This is a genomic window from Novosphingobium sp. SG919, assembly GCF_012932495.1.
GTDB classification, from domain to species: Bacteria; Pseudomonadota; Alphaproteobacteria; order Sphingomonadales; family Sphingomonadaceae; genus Novosphingobium; species Novosphingobium rhizosphaerae.
Genome location: NZ_JABCNG010000001.1, coordinates 1,081,331 through 1,098,683, shown reverse-complemented (window position 1 = coordinate 1,098,683; position 17,353 = coordinate 1,081,331). Strand labels below are relative to the sequence as shown.

13 protein-coding genes are annotated in these 17,353 nt (G+C 61.9%); 3 read left to right on the top strand and 10 right to left on the bottom strand.

The features are described 5' to 3' along the window. Positions 1–228: 228 nt before the first annotated feature. Positions 229–1,164, top strand: a complete 936-nt coding sequence (locus FHT19_RS04865) for a hypothetical protein (RefSeq protein ID WP_169474116.1) — start codon at positions 229–231, stop codon at positions 1,162–1,164. Between the two features lie 34 nt (positions 1,165–1,198). Here the strand turns inward: FHT19_RS04865 and FHT19_RS04860 are convergent, their stop codons facing one another. The 5 genes from FHT19_RS04860 to FHT19_RS04840 form a co-directional block, all read right to left on the bottom strand. Beyond that, positions 1,199–1,735, bottom strand: coding sequence for a hypothetical protein (locus FHT19_RS04860; protein ID WP_169474115.1), 537 nt, complete (start codon positions 1,733–1,735; stop codon positions 1,199–1,201). Between the two features lie 367 nt (positions 1,736–2,102). After that, positions 2,103–3,251, bottom strand: a complete 1,149-nt coding sequence (locus FHT19_RS04855; protein WP_169474114.1) for an SAVED domain-containing protein — start codon at positions 3,249–3,251, stop codon at positions 2,103–2,105. A gap of 22 nt (positions 3,252–3,273) precedes the next feature. Next, entirely contained in the window at positions 3,274–3,711 is a 438-nt protein-coding gene (locus tag FHT19_RS04850; protein WP_348981760.1) for a Mov34/MPN/PAD-1 family protein, read from the bottom strand. A 26-nt stretch (positions 3,712–3,737) separates the two neighbouring features. Then, complete coding sequence (locus FHT19_RS04845) at positions 3,738–5,366, bottom strand: ThiF family adenylyltransferase (protein ID WP_169474112.1); 1,629 nt, start codon at positions 5,364–5,366, stop codon at positions 3,738–3,740. Between the two features lie 98 nt (positions 5,367–5,464). Then, a complete protein-coding gene (locus tag FHT19_RS04840; protein ID WP_169474111.1) occupies positions 5,465–6,676 on the bottom strand; it encodes a nucleotidyltransferase in 1,212 nt (403 codons plus the stop codon). Positions 6,677–7,194: 518 nt separating this feature from the next. Here FHT19_RS04840 and FHT19_RS04835 point away from each other — a divergent pair. Both FHT19_RS04835 and FHT19_RS04830 read left to right on the top strand, forming a co-directional pair. After that, positions 7,195–7,695, top strand: coding sequence for a hypothetical protein (locus FHT19_RS04835; RefSeq protein ID WP_211184774.1), 501 nt, complete (start codon positions 7,195–7,197; stop codon positions 7,693–7,695). Between the two features lie 12 nt (positions 7,696–7,707). Next, positions 7,708–8,808, top strand: a complete 1,101-nt coding sequence (locus FHT19_RS04830) for a DUF3800 domain-containing protein (protein ID WP_248290380.1) — start codon at positions 7,708–7,710, stop codon at positions 8,806–8,808. Positions 8,809–8,904: 96 nt separating this feature from the next. Here FHT19_RS04830 and FHT19_RS04825 read toward each other — a convergent pair whose 3' ends face one another. The 5 genes from FHT19_RS04825 to FHT19_RS04805 form a co-directional block, all read right to left on the bottom strand. Further along, entirely contained in the window at positions 8,905–10,359 is a 1,455-nt protein-coding gene (locus FHT19_RS04825) for a nuclease PIN (RefSeq protein ID WP_169474109.1), read from the bottom strand. Beyond that, positions 10,356–12,164 carry an SIR2 family protein gene (locus tag FHT19_RS04820; RefSeq protein WP_211184775.1) on the bottom strand — a complete coding sequence of 603 codons (1,809 nt, stop codon included), beginning with the start codon at positions 12,162–12,164 and terminating at the stop codon, positions 10,356–10,358. Before FHT19_RS04820 ends, FHT19_RS04825 begins: the two co-directional genes overlap by 4 nt. 502 nt (positions 12,165–12,666) lie before the next feature. Beyond that, complete coding sequence (locus tag FHT19_RS04815) at positions 12,667–13,845, bottom strand: Fic/DOC family N-terminal domain-containing protein (protein WP_169474108.1); 1,179 nt, start codon at positions 13,843–13,845, stop codon at positions 12,667–12,669. A 125-nt stretch (positions 13,846–13,970) separates the two neighbouring features. After that, positions 13,971–15,959 carry a hypothetical protein gene (locus tag FHT19_RS04810; RefSeq protein ID WP_248290270.1) on the bottom strand — a complete coding sequence of 663 codons (1,989 nt, stop codon included), beginning with the start codon at positions 15,957–15,959 and terminating at the stop codon, positions 13,971–13,973. A 141-nt stretch (positions 15,960–16,100) separates the two neighbouring features. Then, the gene (locus tag FHT19_RS04805; protein ID WP_169474106.1) at positions 16,101–17,270 is read right to left on the bottom strand and encodes a crosslink repair DNA glycosylase YcaQ family protein; all 1,170 of its coding nucleotides are present in this window, start codon (positions 17,268–17,270) and stop codon (positions 16,101–16,103) included. Positions 17,271–17,353 lie beyond the last annotated feature (83 nt).

Here is a 17,353-nt window from a genome sequence, read left to right as displayed (position 1 = left end):
CGGCGATCCGCACGCGTTCGCCTTGGATCCTCAGCGTGTCGCCATCAACCACGATAGCCGGTCCCGAGACCATTGCGGACGCAGCAAGTATGGCAAGAAGGTATCCCATTTCCCTTAGGCTCTGCGCCCGGTTGCAGTATAGTTCAACGCAAAGTTGGCGGCGCATTGGAGGTATATTTGGTTACGAGCCGGCAAGTCGCGCGCGGTGTTGTTCGCACGATGCGCGCAATGGATCGTAGTGCAAAGCAGGCCGAGCGCCGTCGGGTGGCCTTTCAGAAGGCCGTGCAACGCGAAGCGATGCTCGATGCATCCGCACAGGCAGCGAGAGAATTTGACGAGATCATCGAGGCCTTGACGGGCGCTCACCGCAAGCCACCCTCGCTTGTGAACTGGACGTCCACTGCGTCGAAGTCCGAGGCTCCGGTTCCGGAACGGACCTCGGCGACGGAAGATGCGGCACGGCGCAAGGCCGCGGATTATCAGCCTGGTTGGGTGACCAGGGTTCTTAAGCGCGAAGCAAGGGCCAGGCAGGCCCTCGAAGACGCCGTCGCCGCAGCACGCGCCGCGGACGATCAGGCGCATGTCGCGCGAAAGCGCGAAGTGGAGGACCATAACGCCAGTATCCGCTTCGCGCGGCGCGTCATGGCGCTCGAGCCCGACGCAATGGTCGAGGCCCTTGAACAGCATTCCTCGCTGGATGACCTTCCCTTCAGTGTCGAGGGGCTGGACACCTTGTTCATGGACGGCCGCGTGGTCGCGGTCGTCGAGGGGCTGGATCTGGAAGACATACCCGACCAGAGCGTGTCCCTGCTCAAGTCTGGCAAGGCCTCGGTAAAAGCTATTCCGATCGGGCGGCGACACGAGTTGCATCGTGAAGCCATCTGCTCGGCGGCCGTGCGGGTGGCGCTGGAGTATCTCGCGATACTCCCCCTTGAGGAAATCGAAGTGGTCATGCTTGCCGATCTGCTCGATCGGGCGAGTGGGCACATTCTCGCACAACCGGTGCTCTATCTTCGTACTACGAAGCAAGCCTTAAAGACCGTCAACCTTGAGCGGGCAGAAGCCGGGGCTCTGGTGGAACGCCTGGGCGGACATTTCGAGTGGACGAAGCGGGACGGGTTCAGGGCGATCAACCCGGCCGCGTTCGGGATAGAACTACCTTAGCCTGAGGCGGTTGATGCACGTTCGGATGGCGGTGTCATCGCCCATGATCGCGCAAGATCCTCGCGAGTCCGGCATCGACCACCGCGAGCTCCGCCGCATCCGCGTCAGAGAGCGTGGCGATCATGAACTCCTGCGTGTGATAGGGTTCGCGGATCTCCAACCTGCGCCGCGCCAGACGCACGAATTCCAATGCCTGCGGGCTTTCGCCATCAGCGGCGAACCGGTTCCAGCGGAAGTTGGGCGGATCGTACACCGCCGATGAATCCGGCAGGAACAGGATCTTCGGAACCTGACCTAACTGCGGACTGACATCGAAAAGCTTGCCGTCCCTGCCCTGCCAGACGGCGTGGTGCTCGGCTTCGAAGTAGAGCTCCGGGATATGCCAGATGGCCCAGCCATAGACCACACGCCCGCCCGACTTGGCAATCTTGCGGCTGACATTGTCGAAGCACGCGGAAGGTTGGGCCCCGGGGGCCGGTCGGGAGCGGACATAAACCGGCCGGCCCGCCGAAATAGTTTCGCAAAATGCGAGCAGATCAGTCGTGATCCGCTGAGGAAGAGTGACGATCATGGATCATGCAATACACCAACAGGCTCTACACGGCGATTGCACCTCCTCAAAATCTGCGGTGAGTAGCTCCCGTCAAAAACTGGTTACAGGCGGGCTCAGCGGGCTTCATGGCTCGGCGACGGTGGCAGCTAACGACCAGACCCGGTCGCTCAAGGCGATAGCACCCAATGTCGCTGCTAGCCGAAAGCGGTCGATCGCGGAAGGCTAAGCGGAAGTTCAGCAATGTGCCCAATATTGGCCATACAGAGCGCCTCGGGCTAACCCATAAGCGCCGACGTTCATTTAGGTGATTACGCTGTTTGCAAGCGGTGGCGACGTCATCGTAGTGGCATTGTTCTAGTCGCTACGGCCAGCATCTGTCATTCTTCTAGGATAGGTTGCTCGACAACTCTCCGATTATAAATGTGGGGACAAAACCGACGTCGCGGACGTGGTCGTAGATTCGCATCGCGAGGTTGACCTTCGGCATCCAGACCCGTCCGGTCTCAACCGCGAGCGACGCAGGCATCGCTGGGAAGAGGTGGAGCAGGGTCTGCTCCCCGTAGCGGGTCTGGAGCTCCTCGTAGAGGGCCCTGAGCGTAATGCGATAGGCGGACAGATCTTCTGGCTGGCGGACTACGTCATTGCCGGGGTCGTGCACCGTGATCGACCATATGGCCGTGTCCTCGCCGAGCACCCTGTGGATGCGATCATCGTTCACGTGGGCGCTTACCGCGATCTTTAGAGCCACAGGTCCCTTCGCGCCTTCTGGCGGGCGCGAAACCTCAAACTCCAGTGGATCCCGATCGCGCTGCCAGTTCCAGGTCTCCGGCTCTCGGTGCCGCTGATGGACCGTCGTCGGGACGATGTCGTAGAGAAGGCGGCCGAGCTCTATCAGCAACGGTTGGGGAGCGAGCGCGAAGACGCTCAGGTGCTTGATCTCCTGCCGTTCGATGCGACCACGGACCTTCTCGGCGAACAGCCGATCGAGGTTGCGTCTCTGGATCGCCCAGTAGTCCTCCTCATTGTCGCGGACGGCCTGATTGATCATTTCGAGATCGATGGTGGTCCGCGTGGCCGGATGCCTCAGCGGCGGCATTGCGGCGAAGATGGCCTGAGTCGAGAGCAGCGCCTCGTTGGAGCCGATCGTCGCGCCGAAGCGAAGCACATGGGATGCATACTCCGCGCTAATGCCGGTGTTGGTGGCGATGCGGGCCTCGTGCTCCTCCTTCATGGCGAGGAGCATCTCCTCGGTGTGCGCGTCCTTCTCGTCCACGTCGACTATCTTGTGATGGCGGTGACAGAGGATCATCAGGTTGTTGAGATCCGCCGCCAGGAGCGGGGAGCGTATCGCGTCGCCTCTCGGACCGTTCGGGCTGTCCGCCACGATATGTGCGATGAAGCCGAACAGGCCGTCGTCGTTGTTTGCGATCAAATCCCCCACGAGGTCGACGTTGCATCCACGGTATTCGCAGCGACCTCCAGACCTAGCCCAGATGGCGGACTGGATTCGCTGCGGAATTGAGGTCTTGGACATCTTGTCTTCTCGCGCTCTGAGTTTAGCCGGCGGCCGGGCCGATGTCGATTGTGACAGGCCTCGGTTCGAGACCCTGTTCGAAGAGCGTGGCGCTGAGGCTGAGCCATCGCCAGTGCACCCGGACCACGAGAAGGATCGCGAAGGGGATGTCCCGTTCGCCTCCGACCAGATTCTCCATCGAACTCACGTCCTCGAAGCTTGGCACCGGCGGATGATTGGGATGGGAGTGCCATTCGCCGAGGTAGTTGAAGCGCTTGAAGTCGGAACCGGTGCGATCGAAGAAGTCGGACAGCGCGATCCTGTGGTCATCGACGGAGCGAACGAAGTGGGCGGCGCCTCCGGTCTGGGCGTCGATGGTGAAGTCGACGATCAAGAATTCTCCCGGCGCCAGTTGCTCAGCCATGAGGACGCCGCCTATCTCCACGGCTCCCGCGGCCTTCACGGCATTATGCAGTCGCACCCTGACGTCCCTCGGGAGGACGAGCCTCAACCCTCGTCTCCCTCGGACAGGTCGGGGAAGAACTCGCTTGTGAAGGCCTCGAGCTCTTCGGCAAGCCGCTCGTCCTTCTGGGGACCCCATTCCCCCAGTGGCACGAGATCTATAGGCCAAGTGTCGAACGGGGCCTGGAAAATCCATTCGGCCTTCAGCCCAATCGCGTAGGCGGCATGGGGGAAGATCGAAGCGTCTCTGACCAGCGCATCGATTGCTAGCCTGGACATGTGGCCCGCGATCAACGAGACCTCGGCATCGTCAGCGATCAGGGGCGGCAGGTCCTCGTAAAGCTGGAGGCCGTATTGGTCAGACGCGCCCTGCGGCACGTCGATCCCATGGTCGTCGCACCAAGCAAGGATCTGGCGTCTCGCCGCGTGGGGTACGGGCTCTTGGTCGGGCCGGAGCCTGGCGACGAGCCCACCGACGCCGCCTGCGAACACTTCGCCCCAGACCATGACCTTCCGCTCGTTCCGGGCCACCGCGGCGCATAGGTTGAACACCTGGGCATCGGCCGTCGCATCCACGATCAGATCGCTACGACCTATCGCTTCAAGCGCGGCATCGGTCGAGGCCGAGCTCTCCTGGCCACCGAGCAGGATGCGATGCACCGTGACCGCCGCAGAAGGATTAATTGTCTTGATGCGCTCGGAGACCGCGTTCGGCTTGTTCAGCCCCACGGACCGCCAGTCCAGATCGTTGCGCACAAGATTGCCAGGGAGCAGCACATCCCCATCCACCAGCACGAAGCGACCGATGCCCGATCGAGCCAGGGTCGCAGCGATCTTGGAACCGACCGATCCGCATCCCACGATTGCGACGGTCGCCCGGTCGAGACGTTCGTATTCTGCTGGGATGCGGGGTGCGTCCTTCGGGAGCACTACCGTCCTGTAGTCGAAGACAGCGCGGTTGCCGCTCCCGCTTGACAGAGACATCATCGAAATCTGGGTGTCGCACTCGATCAGCATGGCGAACTCCTCCTGGGAGGAAGCGACTAGAGACTCGAGGTCCGGACGCTTGAGCGTGCTCACGACCGTTTTGAAGAAGTCATAGGTGGCGACGACGCCGTTTCGGACGCTCGGTATGATCTTCACAGCGATGCCGGTCCTCTTACGAAGACCCGCGAACTTCGTGTCCCAGTTCCAGATCGGCTCCTCCTTCGTGCCGATCCGTCGGACGAAGGCCAGCCAATGGCCAGCGCTGAAGTGCTCCGAGGTTTCGAGTTCGACCGGTTGATGCAGGGCGAGGCTGCCCATCACGTTGACCAGATCGCCCGGCAGGAGCAGGCGGTTAAACGATCCGCGCACATCCTGTCCGACCGTGGTTCGGTGGGCGTTGTCAACCGTTGCAGTTGCGCCGGGACTGGGCCGTTCACCGCTTAGAAGCCTATGAGCGCTCTCGATCATCATCGCGCCAGTGAAGGCCGGATCCCAGTTGTCGGGTCGGTATTCGAGGCACAGTTCCCCGCCCGCGCCGTACTGATGGTTCGATAGCCTCACGCCATCGCGCGGAGTGATCTGAGGCGGGGTGTCCGGAAAGAAGCTAGGGAAGGTTAGGGTCAGCGCGACCGGCCCGTCCGCCCGAGCGATGTCGAAGTCGGCGCACAGACGCGCTTCTGGCGTCAAACGCCAACTGACCGCGCTCAGCCAGTCGGACCGCTCCTCAAGGTCTGCAATGGCGACGCGTTCGCTACGGGCTCGACTGGGCTGTGACGCCCACCAAATCACGCGAAGCCCTGGGGCTTGCTGGGGATCCGCGGCACCGACCCGAAGGACGGCGACGATGAGGACGCCGCGGCGGCCGTGGCGCCTCGAAGAAGCGAGCCCGAGCCTGATCTCGAGCGATTCTCAGCGCGCTTGGCCAATTCCTGCCCGACGTGCGGAGAGAGCTTCTCGGTGATCGCCGTTTGAGTGCTGAGCTGGGCGATCCGCGAGAAGTCGGTCTGCGCCTGGTGGAGCCACTGGAAGAACGCAGTCTCGCGCTCTGGGTGTTCGGCCCACTTGTCGGCGAAGTTCTCGAGCGGGTCGCTCGGGTTCGAAATCCAGGCGCGCCCATTTGCGTCCCGAAGGACATGGCGCTCCATCCCCGAGAGGATCGAGAAGAGCGCATCCGCGACGTCCTCCTCGCCGTTATAGGCGTGGGCCGCGAGCGTCGTGATGATGATGGAGATCGGGCAGCTGTTGGTCTGATCGTGCTGAAACATAATGTCCCGATGCCGCTTCAGGATCATGATCGAAGACTGCAGCGGGGTGCGAACGCGGTAGTCCGGAATTTTCTCCACGCTGGCGTTGATGGACTTGGCGAGGGCGCGCTTTCGTTCGTTGAGGACCACAATCATCTTCGACTTGAACCATTCTAGGTAGCCCTTGGGATTAGACCTGGGCCAGTCGTCCGTCACCGAGGCGTAGTTCCAGCGCTCGTTGTCCGTAATACCGATCGCGGTCGAGGCCCACGTGGCGTCCATGCTCCGGGCTTCGAGCATTTTGCGGACCGTGGCGCCGTTGGGCAAGGCGGGGACGACGTCCATGTGGAATTGGGCGCCGTCTGCGTAGTTCAGCGTCCAGCAGCGCCGGCCTTCTCGGAGCGGCTTCACCATCGCCTTCGAGCGGCGGTACTCCTCGATCTCCTTGCCGACCATCAACTTCAGCTGGTGCTGCGACAGCTGCGTCTTACCGAGCCCCTCTAGTTCGCAGACCGCGTCGACGTCGTACTCCTCCTGGAGGTTGAGCGGCTTGATGACGGTGCCGAGCCCGAATGATCCCTGGACGTAGACAGCCGGCGAGTAGGCAGCGATTGTGGAGGCGGGGCGGTTTAGCCACCGGCCGAGGGAATGGTAACTTTCGTTCGCCTGCTCATAGCGGGTTTCGCTGATGTCGAGCTCGTCGACGAGCGCCTCGATGTAGCGGCGAGACGTGAAACTGGCAGTCGTTCCCATGGTGTCCCCCTGACGGCTGGTATTCACCATATGTTCTGGGGCCGGATGCCCCGATTTTCAACCCTCGAGATGCGATCTTTCAAATGGATCAGGGTGTGATCCGCACCCATCCGCAGCGGCATTTCTCTTGAGCAATCTGAATGAAAGCCTGCTCTTCCCTGTTAGCTACCCAAGACCTGTCACTCGCCTAACGGCCATATACGGTCGCGATCTTGGCCCTCCAGGTCAGACGCCGAGCGTCAGGTACTGGCGTTGGACCTGCCGTTCAGCCCGCCGTACGGGAATGACGGGATTGTCCCACGAAACACCGTCGGCAACCAGTCCAGCGTGATTGACCGAAAGTTCCTGATCTCGACCTTGCGAATCCTTGCCACTCAGTCCCACGCCCTCAGAGCCATACGGAGAACATTAGCCTCTGGCATGCTCGGCTGATAGTCGAAGTCTGGCTTGGGGAAGCCGATATCAACCGCTTTGAGAAGTTCGAGCAGACTTCAAATAGACCTTTGCCACGTCATAAAGTGGCCGGGTCCATCATCAGGAGCGGCCAGGAAATGCGGCGTGAGGATATCAATCAGGACCTGCGGAATCTGGCCTTTGACTTTTTCAACTGGTTCTCCCGCTTCGAGTTTGCGCTTAAGGAACAACGCTTCCTCAAGAACAGGACGATCGGCGCGCGGGCCGAACCGGATTGGGACAAGTTCGTCAAAGCCCATCGTGCCGCTTACGCCGTATCTCCCGCTGCGGCGGCGCTCCTCACCGAAAAGCCCCGGCGCCAGGTCGTCGGCGACCCGGAACACGGCTTCGAGGATCTGCCATTCCCGCCGAAGACCGTCGACCTCGACAAGGTGGTTGCCTATGCCAAGACCGTGCGGAACAACCTCTTCCATGGTGGCAAGCATGGCCACGATCAGTGGGATGACCCCACCCGGATGCGCCGCCTGCTAGAATTGACCATCACCGTTCTGGCGGAGCTCGCTGCCCTCGGCGGGTTCGGCGGCGACTATGACCGTTACTACTGACCGGTGACCGCGATGGAACCCTTAACCTATTTCATCGACGAGAGCGGCCACAGTGGCGATCTGGCCTCAGTCAAAGCGCTCGATTTCGCCAATCAGCCAGTGTTCGCACTGGCGTGCATCGGCGTGGCGGACGAGAAAGCGCTAGCCGAAGAGATGGAGCGCCTACGTATTATACATCGATGCGGACCGGGTGAACTCAAGTCCGACATGGCGCGCCTGCCGCATTTCGTTGCCGACCTTGTTGCCTATCTTGAGGCCCGCGACAGCCCGATCTTCATCGAATTGGTCGACAAGCGGTTCTTCATCGCGATCCATATCGTCAACCACCTCCTCTGTGGCGGGCTCGGGGTCGATCGCGTCCCCATGCCCGAGCGCAACGCCGTGGCTGAGTTCCTGACCGATCAGTCGTCAGATCGAATTCTGCTCGACTACATAGCCGTCTGTCGTGATCCCTCAGTCGAGGCTCTTCGCGGCCTCCTGCAGGTGCTGTGGGCTTGGCTCGACGAGTCTGACGAAGACGTCGCCCGCGTCGCACAATTCCTCACGATGGAGGCACGCGACCGCCTCGATCTGGGCGAGACCCCGCTGGAGAGTTTCCTGCCCCTCCCCGATCGGACCGAGACCGACCGTATGGTTTGGATGCTGCCGAACCTCACATGCCTCACCAACATCTACGCACGCATCAACCTGTCGCGACCTGAGGGTGTCGGCGGCATTACCCTCGTGCATGACGAACAGCTGCAATATGGCGCCGTCCTCGAGTCGAACAAAGCATTGGTGGACGACCTCGCACAGCAGGGAAATGCGCCGCAGGCGTTATTCGCCAACTATGATTTATCTGGTGTGGCGGATCTCCGCTTCGCCGCCAGCAAGAGCGAGATCTGCCTTCAGGCTGCAGACCTCTTGGCCGGTTGCGCGATGCGCTTTGCCCGTGGCGCGACCACAAAACGCCGCAAGAAAGACTCCGCGCTTCGCGATGCATTCTTTGCGCTGCTCGGACTCACCGATGCGGGACGAGGGCGGGGGATCAATCTCGTTTTCACCTACGCCGCGCTTGAGAAAATGGGGGTGCCCGTTTTCCGGCCACCGCCATGGCTTGACGTCGATGGGTGATGATGGGCCGCGAGCACCCCAAGATCTTGGTGCCGCCGCTTGTTTACCGGTCCCTTCCGCATGCCGCAGGACCGGGTTCGGCAAGCGGTGAAGCCGCTACATGAACAGACGATATGGGTAGACGTTACGCGGCAGGTCCGGAACATTTGCGATCGTCCTCGCCAGGCGCTGCGAGTACCGGATGCTCACCGGGACCGCATCGTAAAGCGCGTCGTTGTTCCAATCCATTTTCGTGAGGGCGAGCGCCTCTCGGGCGGTAATCTCGAGTGGCCCTCTGCCAGCATGCCGGATCAGCTGGAGCGGCTTGGGGATGCTTTTCTTGCCCTGATAATAATCACCCTTGGTCGATACTTCGGGCGCGTTGCCGGCAACCCAGACCAGCGCGGACACACCGGATCGGGGAACCATGACGCCCCTCGGAACGGGATAGCCAGACGGCCAGCTCGGCGGCTTGGGCCTGCCGGACTTGATCAACCACACGCCGCGCCAGCTCGCCGAGGTTCCGATCTCGACGCACTCGACCTCGCTTACGCCGGACAGGGCGTCGAAAGCGCCAGCCAGCTCACCTTCCTTGAAGGCCGTGGTCTTGTGGATGACCATACGCTTCGGCAGGTTTCCACCGTTGCGCCCTTGATAGAGCGCGAGGCTTCGCGCCAATACGGCCCGCATGTCATCCCGGCTGAGAAACGGGTTCCGCCGTGCTTCGGCAAGGTCGGTCACAGGATCGCGCGCTTCGAACGCAACGAACTGCATGCCCCCGCCGTCCATGTCGAACACCTGCGAACAGCAGGTTACATAATGGGCGTCGCGCTGGTCGCCGCGTAGGGCATAGGCCAGGCCGATATAGGCCGTGTCGGCCGGCACACCCTGCAACGGTGCCAGCTTCCATGGCGTGCCGCCGGCCTTGACGTACAAAGCCGTCGCCAGCCGCCAGGCAAGAGACGCCTTGTAGGTGAAGGTGAATGCACGATCGTTGAGCACCTGCGTGGGGATGTTGTGCTTGGCGCCCAGCGCCTTCAGCGCATCGTGCGCGTCGAAGAACTTACCCCGTGTCGCTCCATTCCATGCGTCCGGAAAGTGAACAAGAACAACGTCGAACGTGTCCCGCACCATGTCCAGTCGCCGGAGGGCGGCCTCCATTGATTGGAAAAGCTTCTCTTGCAGCGTTCCATCGCCGGGCAGGGAATCAAGCCGATCCGGCCACTTCACATGCGCTTCGGCCGGTGCCGATTCCAGCGCCACGTGGAAAAGCCGCTCGAACCCGGGGTATTCCGGGACATATTCCGTCCGATCGTTGGGGCGGTGCGCGTTACGCAGCGACATCATCAACTCGCCGCGGAGCCTGAAGGCGCTTTCCGGTCCGACCGTCGCGATCCGAACCTTTGGCGTGTACCCGCCGAACGATCCTTTCGAATAGGGACCGTAGTTCAGCAATCCCCGCAGGGGATGGACGTCGACATGCGTCGTATCTGACGGCGAGAAGGCCAGGTCCGCCTCATCGAGCAACGTGAACGGGGGGAGCTTTGCAACGAGAGCAGGATTGGCCATCATCTGCTCCGATCGAAATAGGCGTGATGGTGACCGGGTCTACTCCAGCCGGTGAACGTCGAAAGGGAGAAACGGGCGTCGATACCCGTCCCTTCGTCCAGCCCGAATGCCGAGGCTGGACCACGTCGATGTGTCAGAAGTTGGGACCAGGCGTCGATGATCCCGGCCCAGCTTTTGTTGAAGCGGGGCGCCCACTGCTCGCGCCGCCAATCGCCTGCGGGGTCGCCGCCACGATGGGTGGAGCCACCGATAGGGTCGGCAGCAGCGAATTCCCGCTCGTTCAATTCCTCCCCCACCTCAGGCTTCGGGATGTCGACGAAAGTGTAGGGTTCGAAGCCACACCACCACCGACCGTCGATCTGCTCAAGCTTCAGGAAGATGCCTTCCTGATAAGCGTACCCCAGCTTCGGGACCTTGCCGGTCAGCGCGCTTCCATAGGCCTCGCGCAGCGTTCGCAAAGTCTGCTGACTGCGGCGGAGCCATTCCGGGTCGCCGCCATCGCGCCGTGCGGCCACCACGATGGAATGGCCTGAGCGCTTGTAGCGGGTGTTGAGGGGTCGGCGCCGCGCCAAAGCGCGCACGAGCGCATCGTATAATAGGCCCAGCGCCCAGCTGTCGCTGAGCGGATCGAGCTTTACGGTGCCCGCAAGCTTAGGCCCCAGCGGCGCCAGCGCTTCGAGCACCTGTTGGTCGTTGCCGAACACAGCCAACTCCCGGCCGAGGGCGGCGACTGTTGCGGGGCATTTCTTCTCCTTCAGCAGGGCCCGTATCTCGGGCGTCGATGCCACAGTCGCGAGCGTCATCCGCCTGGCCATCTGTGGCATCTCTTCCACCAGCAGGGCGGAATAGCGCAAAACCGGAAACTTCCGCGCATCGAGGGTCGGAAGCTGCACCGGGATCAGTCGGGGAGCCGGCCGTCCGGCCATTACCCAATCATAAAGCGCGGGCGGGAGATCGCCGATCCTGACGAGGTCGGCGGCCAGTTCATCGAAGGTCGCGCATTCAACGACTGCCACGTCTACGCCGGCATCCCTAGCTCGGGCCAGAAAGTCCGTGACGGCAGGCAGGACGCGAGAGACGGACGACGCTACCCAATAGAGGCCATTGGGAAATGGCGACGGGCTTTTGAGCACGTCATTAAGCGCCTCCATGATGGACGCATCACGACCGCTATAGCCAACGAAGACGCAGCCGAAGCGCTTGCCGGCTTCGACTAGGACGTGACGCATGCGAGCGTCCTGTGTCTTCAGTTCTGACCCGGTGTTCTTGATCGCGATCGACTGATAGTCGCCGTGAAGTTTAGCCACCAACGGCCAGCCTGACTCGTTCAGGCATCGCATAGCCCGGTCCGCGGAATCGATTGCTGCGACTGTCGGCCTCACCTGCTGTGCGACCGGCAGGAGCGCATTCGCAGTGACGGTGGCCTCCTCGATCAGAGGGTCAAAGTTCGTCGTGAAGACGCAGTCGACCATGCCCGCCGCGATGAAAGCCGCCAGGGCCTTTTGCCCAAAACAGGGAGTACCCTTGGAAATCGCGTCGTCGATATATTGCCGCCGCAGCCGGGCCTCTGGGTAAACCGCTTCGAAGGCCTTCGCATATTCGGTGGGATCTCCGTCGGGGGGAAGGATCGCCGTCTTCCTAAAAAAGGCATCTATTCTGTCCGTCCAGATCGGATCGGCAGTGTCAATCTCTCGTCGTGAAAGGTTGTTCTCGCGGCAAAATATCAGCGCCTTGAAGTCCCGGATCATCGCATATCCCGTGGGAATGCCAGACGCGGCCGAGGCTCCGGCGCCCAGAAACCAACTCACCACGTTGGGCCGAAGCGCGAATGCAGTGGCAAATTGCGAAGCGGTGATCGTCTGAACGGAACTGATAGAAAGCTTCCTTGGTCAGGTCATCGACAGCCCATCATAGTTTGTGAATTGCGAAGCGCTGTAAAGCATCTTCGTCACGTTACCCGCAGGTACGACGACGAGCTTCGCGTGACTGATCCCGTCGATCTGCTGGGCTATCCAATCGCTGACAAGCCGGGCGTCATGGAGAAGCTGGCGGCTGCCGTTGAAAGCGCCTTCCTTAGGTCTGATGGAGTTTTCACCATCACTAAGGCATCCGAAGCGCTCATAGGACGGAGATAATGGGCGGTTCTTTTCCGAAATTCGATTCCAATCGGGACGCTGTGAACGGCTGCTCTCCGTTGAACCCGCCGTTCGGCTTGGCCTCGGTGGATGGCGGATTTGTCCCAGAACCCGCCTATTGCAGGGCTGCAGATAATGCGCCTGGTGATCAACTCAGGCCCCACTCCACCTTCGCTCAAATCCGAGGAACGTCCCCGAACGGCCGGTTAACGACCGCCAAGACAGCTTCCGCCACAAAGACGCGATTGCGACGATAGCCCGTCCGCTCGACAAGGATGTTTGCCTCGACAAGCTGGTTGATGGCCGCAAGGGCCTGCGGTTTTGAAACACCCAGCTTTCCGGCCAGACGCGTCAAGGTGATCACCGGATAATCGACGAGGAGATCAAGCGCGCGCAGCGACGCCGACCCTGCTCTGAACTTGCGTCGCCCTCGCCAATCGGCGGTCAATTGCCCAAGCGTGTCGCGCGTCGCGAACAGCTCTTCCACGGTGCCGGTAATCGCGTCCGAGAGATAGCCGATCAGCGGCGCCCAATCGAGCCGCTGCTGGGCAGCTTTCAGCCCCTCATAATAGCCTGCGCGGTTGGCCGCGATGAACGGTGCGAGATAGAGGGGCACCTGGCCTTCCGCCGCCATCATAAGCGGCAGCAGAAGCCGACCGACACGCCCGTTCCCGTCGGCGAAGGGATGGACGGCCTCGAAATGGGCGTGTGCGACCGCCATCCGTGTGATCAGGCTCTGCGAGACCGCCTGCATGCCTTCGCAGCGCATATAGGCCATGGTTTGCTCAAGACATGCAGCGGCACAATCCGGGGGTGCCGGATTGTAGGTCGAAGTCGAAATATGGCCTGTGCCGCCGATCCAGTTCACGACGTCTTTCAGCTCCCCCGGGACTCCTCGGTAGTCGGGGTCGTGGCGCATCGCCTCGCGATGCAGTTCCTTGACGAGATCGATCGTGAAGATATCGACGCCGTCGTTCGTGGCGCGAGGTAGCAGGCGATCGAGTGTCAGGGCGTAGTCACGAACCTGACGGGCCGCATCGCGGGCATTGTCATCGTCTTCTTCAACCGTCAGCAGTTCGTTGAGGGTCGAATGCGTTCCCTCCATGGCGGAGCTGTCAACGGCTTCACGCCGGCTGAGCGTTCGACTGATGACGTAAGGATCGGGCGCGCGTTCGGCGAGCGTCTGGACGCGACCGAGCATGGAGAGTGCACGGTCGTGCGCGAGCTGAACGGCCTGTATCGGCAGTCCATCTTCAGGCGGCGGCAGCGGGATGACGCCGTAGTGATTGTCAAAGGGGGCAGGATAGCGAACCAGCCGCTCGCGTAGCGCCCCTGCAAGGTGGTTTCTATGCACTAAGCCTTCCCATACCGACCTTAGAACGCGATCCAATGAAGGAATAATGGCATAAACCTAAATAAGATACAATTTTTAGGGGCCATGCTTAGGGATCATCTGGTGCTGAACGGGTAACGCCACCATCAGGCAGCCTCCCATACGCGGTTCAGAATCTGAGCCGCCAATGCCGCCTTATCCTGTGGAAGGAAGCGGCCATAGTGCTGCGCGACAGTTTCCGGCGTATCCTGGATGGCATAACTCGCCTGCTCGTAGGAGCCGGTCTGCTTGAGAATATGCGTTGCCAGGACATCGCGCACATTGTGCGGCCCATGCGGCAACAATCCCTCGATCGCCCCCCGCCCCGTGTAGGGATTGCGAATGCCATATCGCTGGATGGTCAGCCGCCAGGCTTCGTAGAAGGTGTTCATGTCGTAGGACGCATTCCGGCTCGTAATCTTCATGGTCTTGACGAAGAAAGTTCCAGGGTCTGCAGCGCCATTCAGGAGAACCGCGCGGTGTTGGCCTATGTAGGCATCGATGTGCCCATAGAGCCCGCCCAGATCGGGAAGGACGAGCCGAAAGGGCCGGTTTCCGAAGAACGAAGAGTTGGCGTTCTTGAAGGCGGACGCCGGCACGAGCACTTCCCAGCCGCCGTCACGCTCGCTCCAACGCAGTTCGCCGCGTTTGGCGAATTCAAGAGCCCTGTCGGCCGTCGGCGTTCGCCCAGGCGGGCAAACCAGCAGTTCCCGCAGATTCTTCTGGCGAAGCCCGAGGTGGAGCCCAAGCCTCAGCATCAGAAATGAACGCACTGCTTCCGCGGCCTGGCGAGGGTAGCGCCTGGGATCGGGCATCAGGCGGATGATTTCCTCAGTGATGCGGCGATATTCTCCAACCGGGCTATCCGCCTCAAGGATCGGCATGATGGGCTCGAACGGGTCGCGATGGACCCGGGCTACGCGCTGGACCTCCTTGGACCGCGCCAGCCCGTGCTTGTAGAAGCGATCGCACGCCCCCTGCCAATCGGCCCGGACCGCCTCGATATCCGCCTGAGAGACCAGTCCGTGGATTGGCTGCAAGCGCCCCGCGAGTGCTGGTGACTGGCGCAGCCAACCCGTCTCCGCCCGCGTCAGCGACAAGGCAAGCTGGAGCATATTCACTTCCCACACCGTGAAGAAGCCCCGTTTCGCCTCGCGCCACTGGATGTACCAATCCCAGATTGCGGGGAAGACGAGCAGTCCCATCGCGAGGCGATCTGGCGGCACTCCATGGCCTCGCACCGGGCCGCCCTTCCCTGCCGCGAGCGCGCCAAACAAGAGCCCCAAATGCTCGACCTTCTGGAAAGCCGTGCTGCCGTTCCAGACGCCGCTGCGCTGAAAGCCGATATCCGTCAGTGTCGCCGTCTTGAACCGAATGAGCTGGGCCATTTCCTCGGCAAGCGCGCGCGGTGCATCGGCGCTCGCGGTTTCCAGCTCGCATTCGACCTGATCGCGAAACCACCCGTCCTCAGGTTCCAGAGACCTGTGAACACCCGGTTTCCTCCCGGTGATCCCGGGAAACCGAATGGCGTAGCGATGCTTCGAGGCCTCGGCCTGATACCGCCGATAATCGGTGGCCCCGGAGATCACGACGGTGCGGACCCACTCGAGGATCTCGGCACGTTCCCTTGCCGGGCGCCGGTCAAAATCGTCGGGCAGATGCCAGGCGAACCTGCGCTGCTCAGAGGGCGTCAGTCCCTGCAGCTTGCGATGCCCGCTTGGCGCGCGGCTGATCGTGGGAAGCTTGGCTTTGAAATAGCCATTCGGCAGGCCGTATCGCCCCTCGATCCTGGACAGTATCCCAAGGCTCTTCACTGTCGTCGGCGTCTTCTTGCCTGCCGCCCATTGCAGCAGGGTGGATCGTTCTACGCGGTCACCGTGATGCACAAGGCACCTGTGCAGATAGCAGATCGAATCGCCGTGGCGCGTTGCGTGCAGGAGCAGGGCTTCGTGGAAGACGTGCACATCTTCCCAAACCGTCTGGTGCGGCTCGGGAAACTCGACAATCGGCTTGGGCTTTGCGCCCCGCTTGCTACTGGCGCTTACAGTTTGTGGTAGGAGGTCAATCAACTCGGGCGGGGTAACAACTTGCTTCAAGGCCATAGAAATTCGAGCTTTGCCCCTAATGCGACCATGCTGGAGCGGAGCGCCAATTCCTCAGGGTGACATAGCCCGCAACACACTCATGACGCGCCAGTGGCTCGCCGCCGGCACATGTCCAGACTTCACGCCCCATAATCATGCAGCTTCGGAAAAGCGCACCTCTGCAAGGTTGAGCCATTGCGCCATCCGATTGAGCTCGGCAGTCAGCCGCTCCATCGTCTCGGGAGGTGCACCGGGTTCAAGGGTTATGCGAGGGACCCGAAGCACGCCCGCTGCCCGGTCTGCCTTGAGGTCGACGCGCGCGACCAGCCCCTCATCCATGAGGAAGGGCAGGACGTAGTAGCCGTGGATCCGTTTGTCCTGAGGGACGTAGATCTCGATCCGATAGCGAAACCCGAACAACCGCTCCGCGCGGCCGCGCTCCCAGATGAGCGGATCGAACGGAGCAAGTAGGGCAGATCCGGTAACCGGCCTGGGCCGGGGCGCGTCGCGATGCATCCAGGCTTTCTGGCTCCAGCCCTGCACGCGCACGGGAACCAGGACTCCGGCATCGACCTGCGCAGCGATGGCATGGTCGGCCTCTTCGGGTTTGAGCCGGAAATAGTCTCGCAGGTCTGATGCGGTCGCCACCCCCAATGCCAGCGCGCTGCGAGCAATGAGCTCTAGCTGTGCAGACGCGGGATCGGGCGTCGGAAGATCGAGGATTCGTGTCGGGAGGACCCGCTCGGGAAGATCATACACGCGTGCAAAGCTTCCGCGCCGCGTTGCGGTGGTGATCTGCCCGGACCAGAACAGCCATTCGAGTGCGTGTTTGGTGTGGCTCCATTCCCACCACCCGCTTTTGCTTGCGCCATTCTCAAAGTCTGCGGCGGTAAGCGCGCCCTCCGATCGGATCCTGTCCAGCACAAGTTGGGCCTGCGGCCGCTGCTCTGCCGCGAAGCGCCGCAGAGCCTGATAGCCGATCTCGCCGCGTTCGGCCCGCTCCATGCGCCAGCGGAACAGCGGATGGAGGCTCAGCGGCAAGAGCGAGGCCTCGTGTGCCCAATACTCGAACATCCGTCGCTGATGCCGCCCGCCCCACGCCGCCTCTTCCAGTTCCGCCCGGCTATAGCCGCCAAGACGCGAGAAGGCCGGGAGATAGTGCGCCCGCGTCAGCACGTTCACGCTATCGATCTGGAAGAGGGAGAGCCTGTCCAGCAGGCGAACCAATCGCCCTTCCGCAGGCTGGGCAACACGGCGCGCCGCGAACCCCTGGGCGGCGAGGACAACCCGCCTGGCGTCGCGGAGGGAGAGTTCCATGGTCATCTCAAGGAGATTGGTCAGCCGCTGGCGGCCGGGTCAACGGGGAATCCGCTGGTGGTCGCAGCGGTCGATCGGCCTGTAACCGC